This is a genomic window from Pseudomonas sp. Leaf15, from assembly GCF_001421425.1.
Lineage (GTDB): Bacteria > Pseudomonadota > Gammaproteobacteria > Pseudomonadales > Pseudomonadaceae > Aquipseudomonas > Aquipseudomonas salomonii.
In genome coordinates, this window is sequence record NZ_LMKI01000023.1 from 306767 (window position 1) to 322054 (window position 15288).

Genomic DNA, 15288 nt, shown 5'->3' on the forward strand with positions numbered 1-15288 from the left:
AAACGACAAGATCTTTAAAGGATTTTTACAAATGAGCTCGACCCTGGACCTTGAAGTGTTCGTGCGTACCGCCGACACCGGCAGCCTGTCTGCCGCCGCGCGCAGCCTCAACCTCACCCCGGCGGCGGCAAGTATTGCGCTCAAGCGCCTGGAAACACGGCTGGGCATCCGCTTGCTCGCCCGCTCGACGCGCAGCATGCGCCTGACCGAAGAAGGCCGACGCTATCTGGACAGCGTGCGGGTGGCCCTCGAAGCGCTGGCCGAAGGTGAACAGGCGATCAAGCAACAAGGCCAGAGCTTGAGTGGGTTATTGCAACTGGCGGCACCTTCGGACTTTGGCCGTAACGTACTGCTGGGTTGGCTGGATGAGTTCAAGCTCGAACACCCGACTATCCGCCTGCAGTTGCTGCTCAACGACAGCAACGCGGATCTGTTTCGTGACACCGTCGACATCGCCCTGCGCTTTGGTGTGCCAAGGGATTCCAGCCTGGTGGCGCTGCCGGTGGTGCCTGGCCACCATCGCATCCCCTGCGCCAGCCCCGACTACCTGGCGCGTCATGGCACACCCCGCACGCCAGCTGACCTGGCGCAGCACAGCACGCTGCGCTACATGCGCCGTGGGCAGGCGAATAGCACCTGGTACTTTCGCCAGGGCGCCTTGCTGCAAGAGGTCGAGGTGTCGGGCGACTACCTGAGCGATGACGGTGAAATCGTGCGGCGCTGGGCGCTGGCAGGCCACGGCATCGCTTATAAGGCCAACCTCGATATTGCCGGCGATATCAAGGCCGGGCGGCTGGTGCCGTTGCTGCCCGACTGGCAAGGCGAGCCCACGCCGTTCAACCTGATGTGCCCACACCGCCTGCAAGTGTCGGAACGGGTGAAAGTGCTGCATGGTTTTTTACAGCAGCGTTGCCAGGCCTTGCTGAATCCATGAAGAAACACGCGCAGGGCTTGTTCCAGAGCTGCCGAGTCTGGTATTGCATGGGTAACGTTTCCCTGCCATGAGGAGCTTTGCATGATTTACCGCACATTGGGCCAGTCCGGGTTGAAGGTCAGCGCACTGACCCTGGGCACCATGATGTTTGGCGAGCAGACCAACACGGAAGACTCGCTGCGCATCATCGACAAGGCCTGGGACCAGGGCATCAATTTTATCGACACGGCCGACGTCTACACCGGCGGGCGCTCCGAGGAAATCGTCGGCGAGGCCATTGCCCGCCACCGTTCGGATTGGGTGCTGGCCACCAAAGTCGGCTTCGGCCCGGCGGACGGCCTGCCCAACCGCAGCGGCTTGAGCCGCAAGCGCATGTTCAATGCATTGGAAGCCAGCCTGAAGCGTCTGGACACCGACTACCTGGACATCTATTACCTGCACCGTGAGGACCACGACACGCCGCTGGAGGTGACCGTGTCGGCGATTGGCGACCTGATCCGCCAGGGCAAGATCCGCTACTGGGGCCTGTCCAACTACCGGGGTTGGCGTATCGCCGAAGTGATTCGCGTGGCCGAGCGCCTTGGCGTCGACCAGCCGATCATCAGCCAGCCGCTGTACAACATCGTCAACCGCCAGGCCGAGGTCGAGCAACTCACCGCCGCAGCCGCCTATGGCCTGGGCGCGGTGCCTTACAGCCCACTGGCCCGCGGCGTGCTCAGCGGCAAATACGCCCCCGACGTGACGCCCGAAGCCGGCAGCCGTGCGGCGCGCCAGGACAAACGCATCCTGGAAACCGAATGGCGGGTGGAGTCATTGCGGATCGCCCAGCAGATTCAGCAGTACACCCAGGGGCGGGGCGTGGGAATGGTCGAGTTTGCGATTGCCTGGGTGCTGAACAACTCGGCGGTCAGCTCGGCGATTGTCGGGCCGCGTACCGAGGCGCAGTGGGATGCGTACACCGGGGCGCTGGCGGTGAAGATCACGGCGGATGACGAGGCGTTTATTGACTCGCTGGTGACGCCGGGGCATTCGTCTACGCCGGGGTTTAATGATGTGGGCCATTTTGTGTCGGGCCGCATTGCGCGCTCGTAGCAGATAAAAACCGTTCACCCTCCCCTTGTGGCGAGCAGGCTTGCCTGCTCGCCAGCTGTTTCAAGCGACGCCCTGCTCGTGAGTAATTTTCTGCAAAACGCCCCTAAACAGTGCGACCGACCCTCTCCAAAAGCACCATAATCACCTTCTGAAATCCCCCTTCTTTTTGTATCAGACAGTTTTCGCGAGGACAGTGTGTCTAAAGGTGTTGTTTTATCGGTCTTGGCCTCGGTGTTGTTTGCCGTGATGTATTACTTTACCTCGCTGCTCACGCCCTTGAGCGGCCTGGAGATTTTTGGTTGGCGCATGCTGCTGACCGTGCCGTGCATGACGGTGTTCATGATGGTCAGCGGTGAATGGCGGCGGGTGTGGGAGTTACTGCGCAGGCTGGCGGCCAGCCCACGGCTGATCGGCGGCGTGGTGTTGTCGTCTGCCCTGCTGGGCGTGCAACTGTGGCTGTTCATGTGGGCGCCGCTGAACGGGCGCAGCCTGGATGTGTCGGTGGGCTATTTCCTGTTGCCGCTGACCATGGTGCTGACCGGGCGCCTGGTGTACGGCGAACGCTTGTCGCGCTTGCAGCAGATCGCGGTATTTTTTGCCGCGCTCGGGGTGCTCAATGAGCTGTACCAGGCCGGTGGTTTTTCCTGGGCCACTCTGGTAGTGATCATCGGTTACCCGGTTTACTTCGTGGTGCGCAAATACCTGAGCACCGATCACCTGGGTGGCTTGTGGCTGGACATGGCGCTGATGCTGCCGGTGGCCTGGTGGTTTGTGCAGCATGGCGAACAAGGTTTTGCCGTGCTGGATGTGCACCCCAAGCTCTATGCCTTGATTCCGATGCTGGGTTTGATCAGTGCTTCGGCGCTGGTGAGCTACATCATCGCCAGCCGTTTATTGGCCTTTAGCCTGTTCGGGTTGCTCAGCTATGTGGAGCCGGTGTTGCTACTCTTTGTGGCCTTGTTGTTGGGCGAAGGCATCAAGGGCGGCCAGTGGCTGACGTATATCCCGATCTGGCTGGCCGTGATGGTGCTGGTGTATGAAGGCTTCAAACATTTGGTGCGTCAGCGCAAAGCTTAAAATGTGCAGGCACTAAAAAGCCCGGCTGAGAACCTTCTCTGCCGGGCTTTTTTGTTGCTGATGCTTAGTCGGTGGTCAGTACACCGCGACGTACCTGGTCACGCTCGATCGACTCGAACAGTGCCTTGAAGTTGCCCTCGCCAAACCCATCGTCGCCTTTGCGCTGGATGAATTCGAAGAACACCGGGCCCATCAGGGTTTCCGAGAAGATCTGCAGCAGCAGGCGCTTGTCGCCCTCGATCGAGGAGCCGTCCAGCAAAATACCGCGCGCCTGCAGTTGGTCCACCGGCTCGCCGTGGTTGGGCAGGCGGCCTTCGAGCATTTCGTAGTAGGTGTCCGGCGGCGCGGTCATGAAGCGCATGCCGATCTTCTTCAACGCATCCCAGGTCTTGACCAGGTCTTCGGTGAGGAACGCCACGTGCTGGATGCCCTCGCCGTTGAACTGCATCAGGAACTCTTCGATCTGACCGGCGCCCTTGGACGATTCCTCGTTCAGCGGGATGCGGATCATGCCGTCCGGGGCACTCATGGCCTTGGACGTAAGGCCGGTGTATTCGCCCTTGATATCGAAGTAGCGCGCTTCACGGAAGTTGAACAGCTTCTCGTAGAAGTTCGCCCAGTAGACCATGCGGCCGCGGTACACGTTGTGGGTCAAGTGGTCGATGACCTTGAGGCCCGCACCTACCGGGTTGCGGTCGACACCTTCGAGGTACACGAAGTCGATGTCATAAATCGAGCTGCCTTCACCGAAGCGATCGATCAGGTACAGCGGCGCACCGCCAATGCCCTTGATGGCCGGCAGGTTGAGTTCCATCGGGCCGGTTTCGATATGGATCGGTTGAGCACCCAGCTCCAAAGCGCGGTTGTAAGCCTGCTGCGAGTCTTTGACCCGGAACGCCATGCCGCACACCGACGGGCCGTGTTCGGCGGCAAAGTACGAGGCCAGGCTGTCGGGCTGGTTGTTGAGGATCAGGTTAATCTCGCCCTGGCGATACAGGTGCACGTTCTTGGAGCGGTGGGTCGCGACTTTGGTGAAACCCATGATCTCGAAGATCGGCTCTAAAGTGCCTGGAGTCGGCGATGCGAATTCAATAAATTCAAAGCCCATCAGGCCCATTGGGTTTTCGTATTGGTCGGCCATTTCGGCACCTCATCATTCTTGTAAGTAGCAAGCAGTCAATTACAGGCAAGGATGAGGTTGCAGGGTGGCGCACACGAGAGACCCCGCACGCTGCGGGCGAGGAAGTCACCAAAGATCAGGGGGGAGCCGAGTAGCTTCATGATTACATCAGTCTCTGACGGCCGAGGCTTGCGTGAGCGCAAGTCCATATTCTTGTATGCGTAAATCGATTCTACACAGCGTAACAGTATTTGTCCGCACTCTCATCAAATCCCTATTGCCCTGGGCTGCGCAAGGGGTTTGTTGCACAGATAGATGCCCAGCAGGATCACCGCGCCGCCCAGCGCCATGGGCAACGTCAGTTGTTCGCCGAGCAGCAGCGCGCCGCAGACCACCGCCGTCAGCGGGTTCAGCGCGATGAATACGCCTGCGCGGGTTGCGCCGATACGCCGGATGCCATCGTAATAGCCGATGTATGCCAGCGCGGAGCCGAGCACGCCCAAATACAACAGGCTCACAACCTGCGGCAACTGCAGGCTGCCAAGCCCGGCAAGCGTGAAGCGCCCGGTGAGCGCGGTGACAACCGTCAGCATCAGGGTGCCCAGCAGCACTGACCAGGTGACGGTTTGCAACGGCCCCAGGCTTTGATTCAACCCGCGGGAAAACAACGAGTAAATCCCCCACCCCAGCACACAGCCAAACACCAGCACGTCGCCCTGCCAGGTACTCGATGCACCGTGCAGCAACTGCGGGTTGCGACTGACGATCACCGCCGCAGCGCCGGCCAGGCACAAGGCGATGCCCAGCACCTTGGCAGCGCCGAGGCGCTCTTTGAGCAACCACCAGGAAGCCAGGCCGATCACCGCCGGATTCAACGCCACGATCAACGAAGCGCGCGAGGCGTTGATGTAATGCAGGCCGTAGAAAAAGCACAGGTTGTAAAAAAAGATCCCGAAAAACCCCAGCACCGCCAGACGCAGCAGTTGCCGGGGACGTGGCCGCGCCAGCGGGATGCGTGCACACAGCATAAACAGCAGCAGCGCCAGGCTAGCCAGGATAAACCGCAGGCTGGCGGCCAGCAGCGGGTCGACTTGATTGGCCAGGTAACGCCCGGCGACAAAAGTGCCGCCCCAGATCATGGTCACAGCGGCGAGCTTCAGGTAGGTGAGGCGATCAGACGGAGGTTGCAATAGCAGTTGCTCGACAGGCGACAGGATGGGCATATTCTTCGACTAATGATCAGTAATCGTAAAATGAGCCTTTACTCATGACCTTGACCCAGCTGGAAATTTTTTCTCTGGTGGCCGAGCTGCAAGGTTTCACCAGTGCGGCGCACCGCCTGGGCATCAGCCAGTCGGCGGTGTCCCATGCCGTCAAGGCGTTGGAACAGGAACTGGGCGTGGAATTGTTCCGGCGCCACCAGACGCTGGTGGAGTTGAGCGACATCGGCGCGCAATTACTCGGGCGCGCCCGCGCCATGCTCGGTCTGGCCGCGACCTTGCAGCAGGAAGCCGCCGATGCCCGCGGCATGAAGCGTGGCACGCTGCGCATCGGCTCCTTCGGGCCCACCGCGTCGGTGCGCCTGTTGCCGGCAATCCTCAGCCACTTCCGGCGGGCCTACCCCGGCATTGAAGTGCATGTGGACGAAGGGCCGGACCGGCAAGTCATCCAGTGGCTGGACGAGCGGCGCGTCGACGTGGGTTTTGTGGTGCTTGCCGACACGCCTACAGACAGTGAACGTTTCGACACCGTGGCGTTGTTCGAGGATCAGTTGGTCGCGTTGTTGCCGGCCACCCATGCGCTGGTTGCCGGCGCGTCGGTGCCATTACAGGCATTGTGCAAGGACCCGTTCATCCTCACCGAAGCCGGCTCATCGGAGCTGGTGATGCGCTTGTTCAGCGTCGCCGGTCTGCGGCCCAACGTGCGGTATCGTTGCGCGCAATTGCTCAGCACGCTGGCGGCCGTCAGCCGTGGCGACGGCGTGAGCATCGTGGCGCAGGCATCGCTGCCCGAACACGCCGACGGCCGTTATGTCGAGCGGCCGTTATCGCCGCCCGTGCCGCGCCGCATCGGCCTGGCGGTGCTGGATCGCCGCCAGGCCTCGCCTGCCACACTGGCTTTTCTCGCGCTTGCGCAGAAGTGGGTCACCGATAGACCAGGGTAAATGTCGCCAGGCCATTGGCCGTGCCGGGTTCAATTGTCGCGGCCGTCTGGATGTAGTGAGCCGTCAACGGCACTTGGAAAGTGCCATTGGCGCGAGCGCGGCCCAGGGGTTGATCGTCCGTACGAGTGCCCGCAGGAGGGCCATAAGTGATCACGCGACCACCAAACACTACCTGCAAGGCCACGCCCTTGGCGGTGGAGTTGGCGGTCAGCGACAGCCGGTCACTGCGGTTGGCCGGTTGCGTCTGGTCGACCAATGTCACCCGCACATACTGCTCCGGGCTGCCGACGGGGCATTGCAAAGTGATCGTACCGCTGCCATTGCCGGCGACGCTGTTGATGCCCTTGAAGGCTCGGCTTTCCACGGCCCCCAAGGCAATCGCCACGGTGGAGGTCGACACACTGCAGGTGGGCCGGCTGGGTTCGCCGATTTCAATGCTGCCGAAGTTAAAGGCGTGGTACGTAGGGTTGGTGTACAGGTTAAGGCCCGAGAAGGTTCGCGGCGTGACAGCGCCGCCCTGGATCGCGCCGGTCACCACAAAAAACAGGCGCCCGCGCATGCCCCAAGTGGAAAGGCCGGGATGCAGGGGGCCACGCAGTACGGCGACACCCGTCGACACAATCTTCATCGGGCCGCCGTCACGGTCTTGGGCCATAAATGCAAAGCCGACCCCCGGCACGCCGGTTTCATACACCGGCATGGCCAGCGATGAATGCCCGAAATAGCGCCCGGTCCAGCGAATATCGCGGGAGATGCCGATGCTCGACCAGTATTGGATGACCAGGTTGGAATAGGTGCAGCTCAGCCCGTGCGGCGCCTCAATGGGGTAGCCGTCCGGGTCGCCCAGGACCTGGCCCACCGCCGGGTTGGCGGGCACAGTGATACGCGGCAGCGAAAACACTGTGGGCGCGCCGGGCTCGCACCGGGCATTGGCCTGGGTGTTTGCCGTGACCAATAGTGCAAGGCAGGCCAGTGCAACAAGCAGGGCCGGCCGTTGGCAGCGCGTGCGGTTCATCAGCTGTTTTCCTCGTGTGCAGCGGTGTCGGGCGAGCACTGGCTGGCCAGTTGGTCGGCGTTTTGCTGGCGCTCGTCGGGGGCGCGGGGCGGCAAACGGTAATGGATAAAACACCGCTCACCCGCCGCCTCAGCCCACTGCACGGTCAGCCTGCCGTGGTCGGCAACTCCGCGTACAAAGGCCTTGCCCGCCTGGCCGACCACCCCGACTTCGTGACCTTGTGCGTCAAATACCTGGGCTGCGAACGGCAGGGGCTTGCCGTTCGGGTGAGTGGCCTTGATCACCACCGCCCGGCCACTGACGGTCTCGAACTTGACCAGCGATATTGCGCCCAGGGTCGGCACCACGGAACGGTTCGACTCCTTTAATTCCACGTCCATGGGCATGCCCTGCGGGTCGATGTCCACGGCGTTGGGCTGGTACGCCCGCAAAGAAGACATGACCCCATAACCCTGCTTGTTGATACGCACCCCGGAACCGCCGAGCTGCGCGCCCTGGGCGCCCGGCGCATGCACCAGCGCCGACGCTTCACCGAGGTTTTGCGCCAGGGTGACGCCACCGCTGTGGGCGATCAGGCCGCCGTCGGCGCTCATGGACACTTGTGCATTGCGCTGGCTCTGACCATAACCGCCGCGCAGGTTGGCGGCGTGACTGCGATAACCTGCGTAAGCGTTGAAACTGGAGCCGCCGTGATCGCCGCTGCCGCGACTGCCGACCAAGCCGTAATGGGTGTGCGCCGCCTCCCCCAGCAAGCCATTGATGCCGAGTTGTTGCTGACTGCCGCGCGAATCCCCCGCATCCCGCGACAGTGAACTGCTCAGGGTCGGAGCGCGCGTGCCCTCGCCCAAAGGCATGGAGAGGCTCAGTACCCAGTGATTCTCCACGCGTTCGGTGCGCGCCGAGCGGCCGAAAAAAACATCCTCGGCGCGTTCACGGTCGCTCGCCCGATACAGCTCGCTGATCCTCGAGCGCTGCGCCGAGAGGTTCCAGCTCAGTGACTTCCAGTTGGCCCCATAACTGGCAGTGAACGACGTTTGGCGCCCTTGCTGCCCGGCCCAGTAGTCAGTAGAGCTGCCATACACACTCAGGGTGCCCTCCCCCAACTGCTGGCTGATCGTCAGGTCCAGGCGGCTTTTTTGCCGGGCATAGCTGTCCAGGTTCCCGCCGTGACGGCCCAGATCGCGCACATTCAAGGCGTCCGGCAGGTTCAGGTAGCCAGCGGTCGAGAAGCGATAGGCGCCGAGCGCAAAATGCGTTCCCGAAAACGGCAGGTTCTTGTTATAGGCCAGGCCAAGGCTTTGTCCGCGCGCCACTGCCTGCCCTTGCACCTGCGTGCGCGAGTGGGTGGTGTCCAGGGCGAACGCGCCGACCGCTGTACTGATCGCCAGGCCCGTCTTGCCTTGGCTATAGCCCTGGGAAAGGGTGGCGCCCCCATAAACGGTGAGGCTATCGATCAGCCCATGTTGCAGCGTGCCTTGAAACACCGAGGCGTTGGCATCGCTGACGCCATGCTGCTGCACCTGCCCCACCGTTGCGCTGTAGTGCGTGGCGCCGTAACGCAAGAGCTGCGGGGCCACCGAATAAGGCACGACAAAGGTGCTGCGCCGCCCATCTACCTCGGCGACACTGACGTCGAGGTCGCCACCGTAGCCCGTGGGGTAGAGATCATCGATCACAAAAGGCCCGGGCGCCACCGTGGTTTCGTAAAGGGTGTAGCCGTTCTGGCGCACCGTCACCGTGGCATTGCTGTCGGCAACACCGCGCACCTGGGGTGCATAACCTTGTTGCGACGGCGCCAGCATCCGGTTATCAGTGGCCAGGGTAATGCCGCGCACGCGCACGCCGTCGAGGATCTGGCCGCTGCTGAAACTGTCGCCCATGGTCAGTTGCGACTGCCAGGCGGAAACGGCGCGTTGCAGGTAGGTAGCCGTGGCTTGATAAGGCAAGTGGCCGCTTCGTGAAGCCCAGGCTTGCCCGCCCTGGTGGCGCAGCCGCCAGTCACCCAGGTTGACCCCGCCATCCAGGCCCAGGTAACCGCGATCTTCACCCGCACCCGAGGTCACCGCCGCGGCGCTGAAGGTGTAATTGAGCAGCGCGGCATCAATGCCAGCGTCCCATTGGGCGGGGTCAACGTAGTCGCGTGCGGAGCGATTGATGTAGACCTGCGGGATACTCACGTCCAGGGTCAGGGACTCGACATCGACATGGCTGCCGGCCATGGGAATCCATGCGGCGAAATCGCGACAATCCTCCTCGGCGGCTGCCTCGGCGTTGCGCAGTACCACCCCGAGTTCGGCCAATTGTTGCGCGCTCACACAGGGTTGCGCAGCGTCCTGTTTTTCCAGGTTTACGAAGGTGATCGGGCGACGGCCCAGTGATTGCCCGTTGAGTATCACGTCAACGCGGTAAACCCCAGGCGTTAACACATTGCTGGTAGTGAAGCGCGACAGATCTGCCGGGCTGGACACACCGCTGGTAAAGGCCTCCAGATCAAACAACAACGGGGCCGCCTCGGCCGATAACACAAGCGTGCTCAGCAAGCCGAACAGCCACAGCAGTCGAGGGTGGGAAAGCAGCCAGGCAGCGCCTTGGCAGAATGTGAGTGGCAACAAGGCAGGCATAGTCAGAACTTCAGAGGAGCACGCTGCGGCGCGGAAAACGTGCCGTAGTCATTGATGAATTTGAAATGCACCTGGGCATCCGCGGGGATGGCCTGCACGGCCTCGTGCACCGTCAGGGTCAAGTTGCCGCCTGGCGGCACCATGCCCTCTTGCGCCTGCAGCAGTGGCGCGTCTTTTTGCGCGCCCATGGCCAACGCCACCTCGTTGAATGTCACGTGATAGGCCGATGGGTTGTGTACCTCCAGCAGCGTCCCCTGGGCACTGCGGCGCAAGGTCCAGCGTAATTGCGTGGGCGCTTCGTTCGGGCTGCCGGGCAGATCGGCGGGGCGAAAAAACACTTTGGTACGGATACGAAAGGCAAACTGCAGGTGGTTGGCCGGGGCATCATCGGCATCGGCCTCCGTGTTGACCTTCGGCGGGATCTCCAGCGCATTCAGCCAGAACAGCGATTCCCGATCCGCCGGCAGTGGCTCTTGGGTGTAGACCAGGCGCACGGCCTGGCTTTTCTGCGGGTTCAGGCGAAACACCGGCGGCGAAAGGCTGAAAGGCACCTCGCTGCCAGAGGGGTCTGAGGCTGGGTCTCCCTTATCCAGCCACACCTGAACCAGGCGCGGAGCGCGTTCGTCGTCGTTCGTCAGGCGCAAGGTGATTTCGCGGCGCTGCTGCGGGTAAATGTGCCGCGTGCCGTCGATCACTACGCCGGCATGGACAACGGATGGCCATCCGCTGCACACCGAAATGGCGAGCAGCAGGGCAATTGCGAACAGGAGTCGGGCAAGCATGGGGCGGTCCTCCAAGGCGCTGTCCGGAGCCTGGCGAACCGCCAGGCTCCGGGCCCTGATCAGGGGAACGTGACGGAGTACAGCACCTGCGTGCTCACCGGGCCTGGGGTTGCGGCGCCGGTGGCGAAGTACTGCGCGGCAAACGGCAGCGACACCTCACCCTTGTCGGGGACTTTTGCGCTGCTCGAATTGAGCGCCAGGCGCAGGTCCATAGGCTTTTGGGTGGTGCCGTCGACAATCTGCACCTCAACGAGGCTGGCAGGCACGGGTTTGGCCGGCGCTTGATTCTTCAAGTTGCCGGTAGCCGGGTTGATCGCCGGGCTGCTGCTCTCGAACAACACCGCCACCGTCGTGTCCTTGGGGCACGCCCCCACACGCACAACAAAAGGGGTGGTGCCGGCCGTCTGGCCTTTTGCCTTGAGTGCGCTGGCCTGAACCTTGTTGAGCACCACGGCGAAGTTCGGGCTGGCGCCAGGCGCCGAGCCTGCCCCGCCGCTGATACTGCAGGTGGTGCCGGTGATTTCACCGGTCAGGCTGATGGTACCGTCTGCGGCAAAAGCAGGCAGCGCGGCGACGCCGGTAGCGGCCAGGAAGGCAGCGGCCAGTCGGAGGTTTTTCATTGCAGGTAGTTCCTTATCAAGTCGCGTTAACGGGTTACGAAACGAATTTCAACAATTGAAAGACGAGGGTCGACCGTCCCGCCAGAAGTGGGCTGAAACGGCTGAGAGAGAGGCTGGAAGGGTCGGTGTTCCGAAGTCTCTTACTTTTTGCAACGATGTTTATCTTGCCAAGCTGAGACAATCGCAACAACTGACCGAACGGCTAGGTCAAGTCGCGCCAAACAAGTGAGCGGCACTGCGCAATGCCAACTATCATCGGCACACACCCGTCTTTTTATTCCGTTATTGGCTGCCTCTATGCCCCTCACCGCCAAAGGCCCCCGAAGCCGAACCGCACGCGCGCTCATCAGCACTGCCTGCGGCCTGATTCCCGTTTTATTGGGGGTTGTGATTCTTCATTGGCAAGCCGAACGCACCCTTGAGCAAAGCACCGCCCAAACCGCGCAGGAGGCTGTGCGCCAGTTCGATTTAATGCTCGACAACACCGCCCTCGCCGCCCGGACATTACTGCCGCTGGCCGGCCAACCGTGCGACAACGGCGCGCAACTGGCACTGCGCGAGCAGGTCACGCGGCGCCCTTTTGTGCGGGCAACCACCTTGTCCTGGCAAAAAAACATCTATTGCAGCTCGTTGTTCGGCGACAACTACCAGTCACCGGTCAACCCGGACGACTACGTAGCGGGCACGCTGTGGTTGATGAACGGCAACCCGGTCACACCCGATACCGCATTGTTGGTTTACCGCCTGGTCGATGGCGATAAAGCCGCATTTGCCTCGGTTGACGGCTACCACCTGACCAACGCCTTGCGCCTGATCAGCCGCTACGCGCACCTGATCCTGCAAGTGGGGCCCAACTGGCTGGACGCCGACGGCAAGGTGCACACCACGGCGATGCCGCAGTTTGCGGTGGCCCATCAGCACCTGGCCTCTGAGCGTTACCCGTACAGTGTCGATGCCGGCATGCCCGTCGGTGAGGTGTGGCGGTACATGGAGGCGCGTTACCCGGCGCTGTTCAGTCTGTTGGTGTTCTTTGGGGTGCTGGCCGGCGTGTTGGCCCACTGGCTGCAGAAGCGCTCGTCCGCGCCGACCCATGAGTTGCAGCGGGCATTGGGGGCGAATGAATTCATTCCGTATTTCCAGCCCGTGGTGCGTGGCGACACCCGCGAATGGGCCGGCTGTGAAGTGTTGATGCGCTGGCGGCACCCGAAGGAAGGCCTGGTTCGCCCTGACCTGTTTATCCCGCTGGCCGAACACTCGGGCCTGATCGTGCCGATGACCCGCTCGTTGCTACGCCAGACCGCCGCACAACTGGCCCCGCATGCCGGACGCTTCAGCCCGGGTTTCCATATCGGCGTGAACATCACCGCCCGTCACTGCCAGGACCTGGACCTGGTGCAGGACTGTCGGGAATTTCTCGCTGCGTTCGCCCCTGGCCAGGTGACGCTGGTACTGGAGTTGACCGAACGTGAGCTGATTCAGCCGACCGACACCACCGCCCGCCTGTTCGATGCCCTGCATCAACTGGGGGTGATGATCGCGATTGATGACTTCGGCACCGGCCATTCCAGCCTGGGTTACTTGCGCAACTTCAATGTCGACTACTTGAAAATCGATCAAAGCTTTGTCGCCATGATCGGCGCCGATGCACTCTCACGGCATATTCTGGACAGCATCATAGAACTCAGCGGCAAGCTGGACCTGGGTATTGTGGCCGAGGGCGTGGAAACAGCAGAGCAATGCGAATACCTCGCGGCCCAAGGTGTGGATTTCCTGCAGGGCTACCTGTTCGGTCGGCCGTTACCCTGTGAAGAATTCATTAAGTCGCTGGCCAGCCATTGAATAGCCATCTAGTCCGTTGGATGAAATAATCTTATTCAGGTAACGCCGTGATTTACTCGTGCGGCATTAACTACTACAATTTTTCCTGCCTGTGCTGAACTCGCAGAAAGGCCTCTTTCTTTGAGTTACCTTAAAGCTCTTGGCTTACACGCTTTATCTGCAGTTGATATCAGCCAACTACACTATTGGAGTAAAGATTTTGTCCAGACTCGCCGAATTTCGCGCAGCAGAAAAAGCCCTTCAAGAGCAGCTGGCTCAGCTGGAATCCTTGAAGAACGACGCCGGCCTGAAAAAAGAAATCGAATTCGAAGAAAAGCTGCAAGGCCTGATGAAGCACTACGGCAAAGGCCTGCGCGACATCATCTCGATCCTTGATCCTAACCCTGGCAAAGCCAGCACTGCCGCCGCCGCACCAAAACAGCGCCGCGCACGTGTGGTCAAGGTTTACCACAACCCGCACACCGGCGAACTGATCGAAACCAAAGGCGGCAACCACCGCGGCCTGAAAGCCTGGAAAGAACAGTATGGCGCTGCCACTGTAGATTCCTGGTTGCGCGGCTGATCGAAAGGCGCGTACAAAAAACCCCGCGGATGCGGGGTTTTTTTTGCTTCGAAAACGAACTTGATTAACCGATCACTGTGTTCAAAAACCAGCGAGATAACCCGCTCAAAGTTTAAGGCTATCACGCACCGAATTGACTTCGTCCTTACTGGCTTCATAGGCTTGGGCCTGGCCGGCGAAGGAAAAGACATAGGCTTTATCGGTATCAACTGCGCCGACCAATGTTTGTGACAATATGTGCCGGCCGTTCTCGGTAATCACGCAAGTAGTTTCCAGCGCTTCAAGACGGCTCAATGTGCTGGTGTGCATTTTGGTGCACACGCTTTGATAACCACTGCCGGCAAAATCCTTCTGGATGGATTTGCGCATTTCCAGCAGTACACCTTCAAGATTAACTTTATGACCTGCCTCAATCGGTGTGCCGGTCAACTCCATGACCATCAGGGTGTTACCGTTTTCATCATTCTTGATGGCGCGCTGACGGGACACCGCCTGAGGTTTTACCGGCGCGTCGTCGTCGGGCACGACCTCCTCGACTTGCCAGCCACTGGGCCAATGAATTTCCGGATCGGCCGCCAACACAAAGGGGCTGCTCAGCAACATACACACAGCGCTCAACAGCGGTTTACGAAATTCAATCATCAAGACAAACACCCAAGGTTCAAGCGTCGAAGTTTGAGCCTGGCACCCTTGACTCGCAAGGGCTGAGTGACCTTTTTCATTTGGCTCGGCCGGTCACGCTTGCGTATCATGACGGTGCGGCACGGATGCCGGCCGCAAGCCAAGGGACCACTCAAGTCACGAGTCGCGTTTGCCCCATTTTTTCTGGAGGGCCCATGAGCCTGCACGATCTGAACACTTTCCCGGGCGTCACTGCCCAACCTGACACCGCCACTTCGAACTTCGTGTTCAACCACACCATGCTGCGGGTCAAGGACATCACCAAATCGCTGGACTTCTACACCCGCGTCCTGGGCTTTTCCCTGGTTGAAAAACGCGACTTCCCTGAAGCCGAATTCAGCCTGTACTTCCTCGCCCTGGTGGACAAGGCCCAGATCCCGGCCGACGCCGCTGCGCGCACGCAGTGGATGAAGTCGATCCCAGGCATCCTGGAACTGACCCACAACCACGGCACCGAAAACGATGCCGACTTCGCTTACCACAACGGCAATACCGACCCGCGCGGCTTTGGCCATATCTGCATCTCGGTGCCGGATATCGTCGCGGCCTGCGAGCGTTTTGAAGCGCTGGGCTGTGATTTCCAGAAGCGCCTGAGCGATGGCCGCATGAAAAGCCTGGCGTTCATCAAAGACCCGGATGCGTACTGGGTTGAGATTATTCAGCCAGCGCCGCTGTAAGCGTTCTGCGTGACGCGGAGCGTCACCGGATGCATTCCCACGTAGAACGTGGGAACGAGAAAACCCCATGATCACTCATGGGGTTTTTTATTTTCGGTACCTGA

At 61.0% G+C, this 15288-nt stretch carries 14 protein-coding genes; 7 read left to right on the forward strand and 7 right to left on the reverse strand.

Annotated features, from left to right (window positions below; translation table 11 throughout):
* Positions 1-31 precede the first annotated feature (31 nt).
* From ASE80_RS17605 to rarD, 3 genes are all read left to right on the forward strand, one after another.
* Positions 32-934 (forward strand): LysR family transcriptional regulator, encoded by a 903-nt coding sequence (locus ASE80_RS17605; RefSeq protein ID WP_056860058.1) that lies wholly within the window; start codon positions 32-34, stop codon positions 932-934.
* Positions 935-1015: 81 nt separating this feature from the next.
* On the forward strand, positions 1016-2026 hold the full coding sequence (locus tag ASE80_RS17610) for an aldo/keto reductase (protein WP_056860059.1): 1011 nt from the start codon (positions 1016-1018) through the stop codon (positions 2024-2026).
* A gap of 195 nt (positions 2027-2221) precedes the next feature.
* On the forward strand, positions 2222-3103 hold the full coding sequence (gene rarD, locus ASE80_RS17615; protein ID WP_056860060.1) for an EamA family transporter RarD: 882 nt from the start codon (positions 2222-2224) through the stop codon (positions 3101-3103).
* Positions 3104-3167: 64 nt separating this feature from the next.
* Here the strand turns inward: rarD and hppD are convergent, their stop codons facing one another.
* Positions 3168-4244 carry a 4-hydroxyphenylpyruvate dioxygenase gene (gene hppD, locus ASE80_RS17620; RefSeq protein WP_017135508.1) on the reverse strand — a complete coding sequence of 359 codons (1077 nt, stop codon included), beginning with the start codon at positions 4242-4244 and terminating at the stop codon, positions 3168-3170.
* Between the two features lie 245 nt (positions 4245-4489).
* Entirely contained in the window at positions 4490-5446 is a 957-nt protein-coding gene (locus ASE80_RS17625) for a DMT family transporter (protein ID WP_371920482.1), read from the reverse strand.
* Positions 5447-5490: 44 nt separating this feature from the next.
* On the opposite strand from ASE80_RS17625, the gene ASE80_RS17630 reads away from it, so the two are divergent.
* Entirely contained in the window at positions 5491-6387 is an 897-nt protein-coding gene (locus tag ASE80_RS17630; RefSeq protein WP_056860061.1) for a LysR family transcriptional regulator, read from the forward strand.
* Here ASE80_RS17630 and ASE80_RS17635 read toward each other — a convergent pair.
* Genes ASE80_RS17635 through ASE80_RS17650 form a run of 4 tightly spaced genes read right to left on the reverse strand, consistent with a single transcriptional unit; the run spans position 6368 to position 11425 of the window.
* Entirely contained in the window at positions 6368-7402 is a 1035-nt protein-coding gene (locus tag ASE80_RS17635) for a fimbrial protein (protein ID WP_056860062.1), read from the reverse strand. The genes ASE80_RS17630 and ASE80_RS17635 overlap by 20 nt on opposite strands.
* The gene (locus ASE80_RS17640) at positions 7402-10023 is read right to left on the reverse strand and encodes a fimbria/pilus outer membrane usher protein (RefSeq protein WP_056860063.1); all 2622 of its coding nucleotides are present in this window, start codon (positions 10021-10023) and stop codon (positions 7402-7404) included. The genes ASE80_RS17635 and ASE80_RS17640 overlap by 1 nt, the downstream gene beginning before the upstream one ends.
* Before the next feature lie 2 nt (positions 10024-10025).
* Positions 10026-10805, reverse strand: coding sequence for a fimbrial biogenesis chaperone (locus ASE80_RS17645; RefSeq protein ID WP_056860064.1), 780 nt, complete (start codon positions 10803-10805; stop codon positions 10026-10028).
* 59 nt (positions 10806-10864) lie between these two features.
* On the reverse strand, positions 10865-11425 hold the full coding sequence (locus ASE80_RS17650; RefSeq protein WP_056860065.1) for a fimbrial protein: 561 nt from the start codon (positions 11423-11425) through the stop codon (positions 10865-10867).
* Positions 11426-11722: 297 nt separating this feature from the next.
* Here ASE80_RS17650 and ASE80_RS17655 point away from each other — a divergent pair, with 297 nt between their 5' ends.
* A complete protein-coding gene (locus ASE80_RS17655; protein ID WP_056860066.1) occupies positions 11723-13264 on the forward strand; it encodes an EAL domain-containing protein in 1542 nt (513 codons plus the stop codon).
* Between the two features lie 199 nt (positions 13265-13463).
* Positions 13464-13826, forward strand: a complete 363-nt coding sequence (locus tag ASE80_RS17660; RefSeq protein WP_056860067.1) for a histone-like nucleoid-structuring protein, MvaT/MvaU family — start codon at positions 13464-13466, stop codon at positions 13824-13826.
* 105 nt (positions 13827-13931) lie between these two features.
* Here the strand turns inward: ASE80_RS17660 and ASE80_RS17665 are convergent, their stop codons facing one another.
* Positions 13932-14468, reverse strand: coding sequence for a DUF4946 domain-containing protein (locus ASE80_RS17665; RefSeq protein WP_056860336.1), 537 nt, complete (start codon positions 14466-14468; stop codon positions 13932-13934).
* A 194-nt stretch (positions 14469-14662) separates the two neighbouring features.
* On the opposite strand from ASE80_RS17665, the gene gloA reads away from it, so the two are divergent.
* Positions 14663-15184: a lactoylglutathione lyase gene (gene gloA / locus ASE80_RS17670; protein WP_017135498.1), complete on the forward strand. Its 522-nt coding sequence runs from the start codon at positions 14663-14665 to the stop codon at positions 15182-15184.
* Positions 15185-15288: the final 104 nt, after the last annotated feature.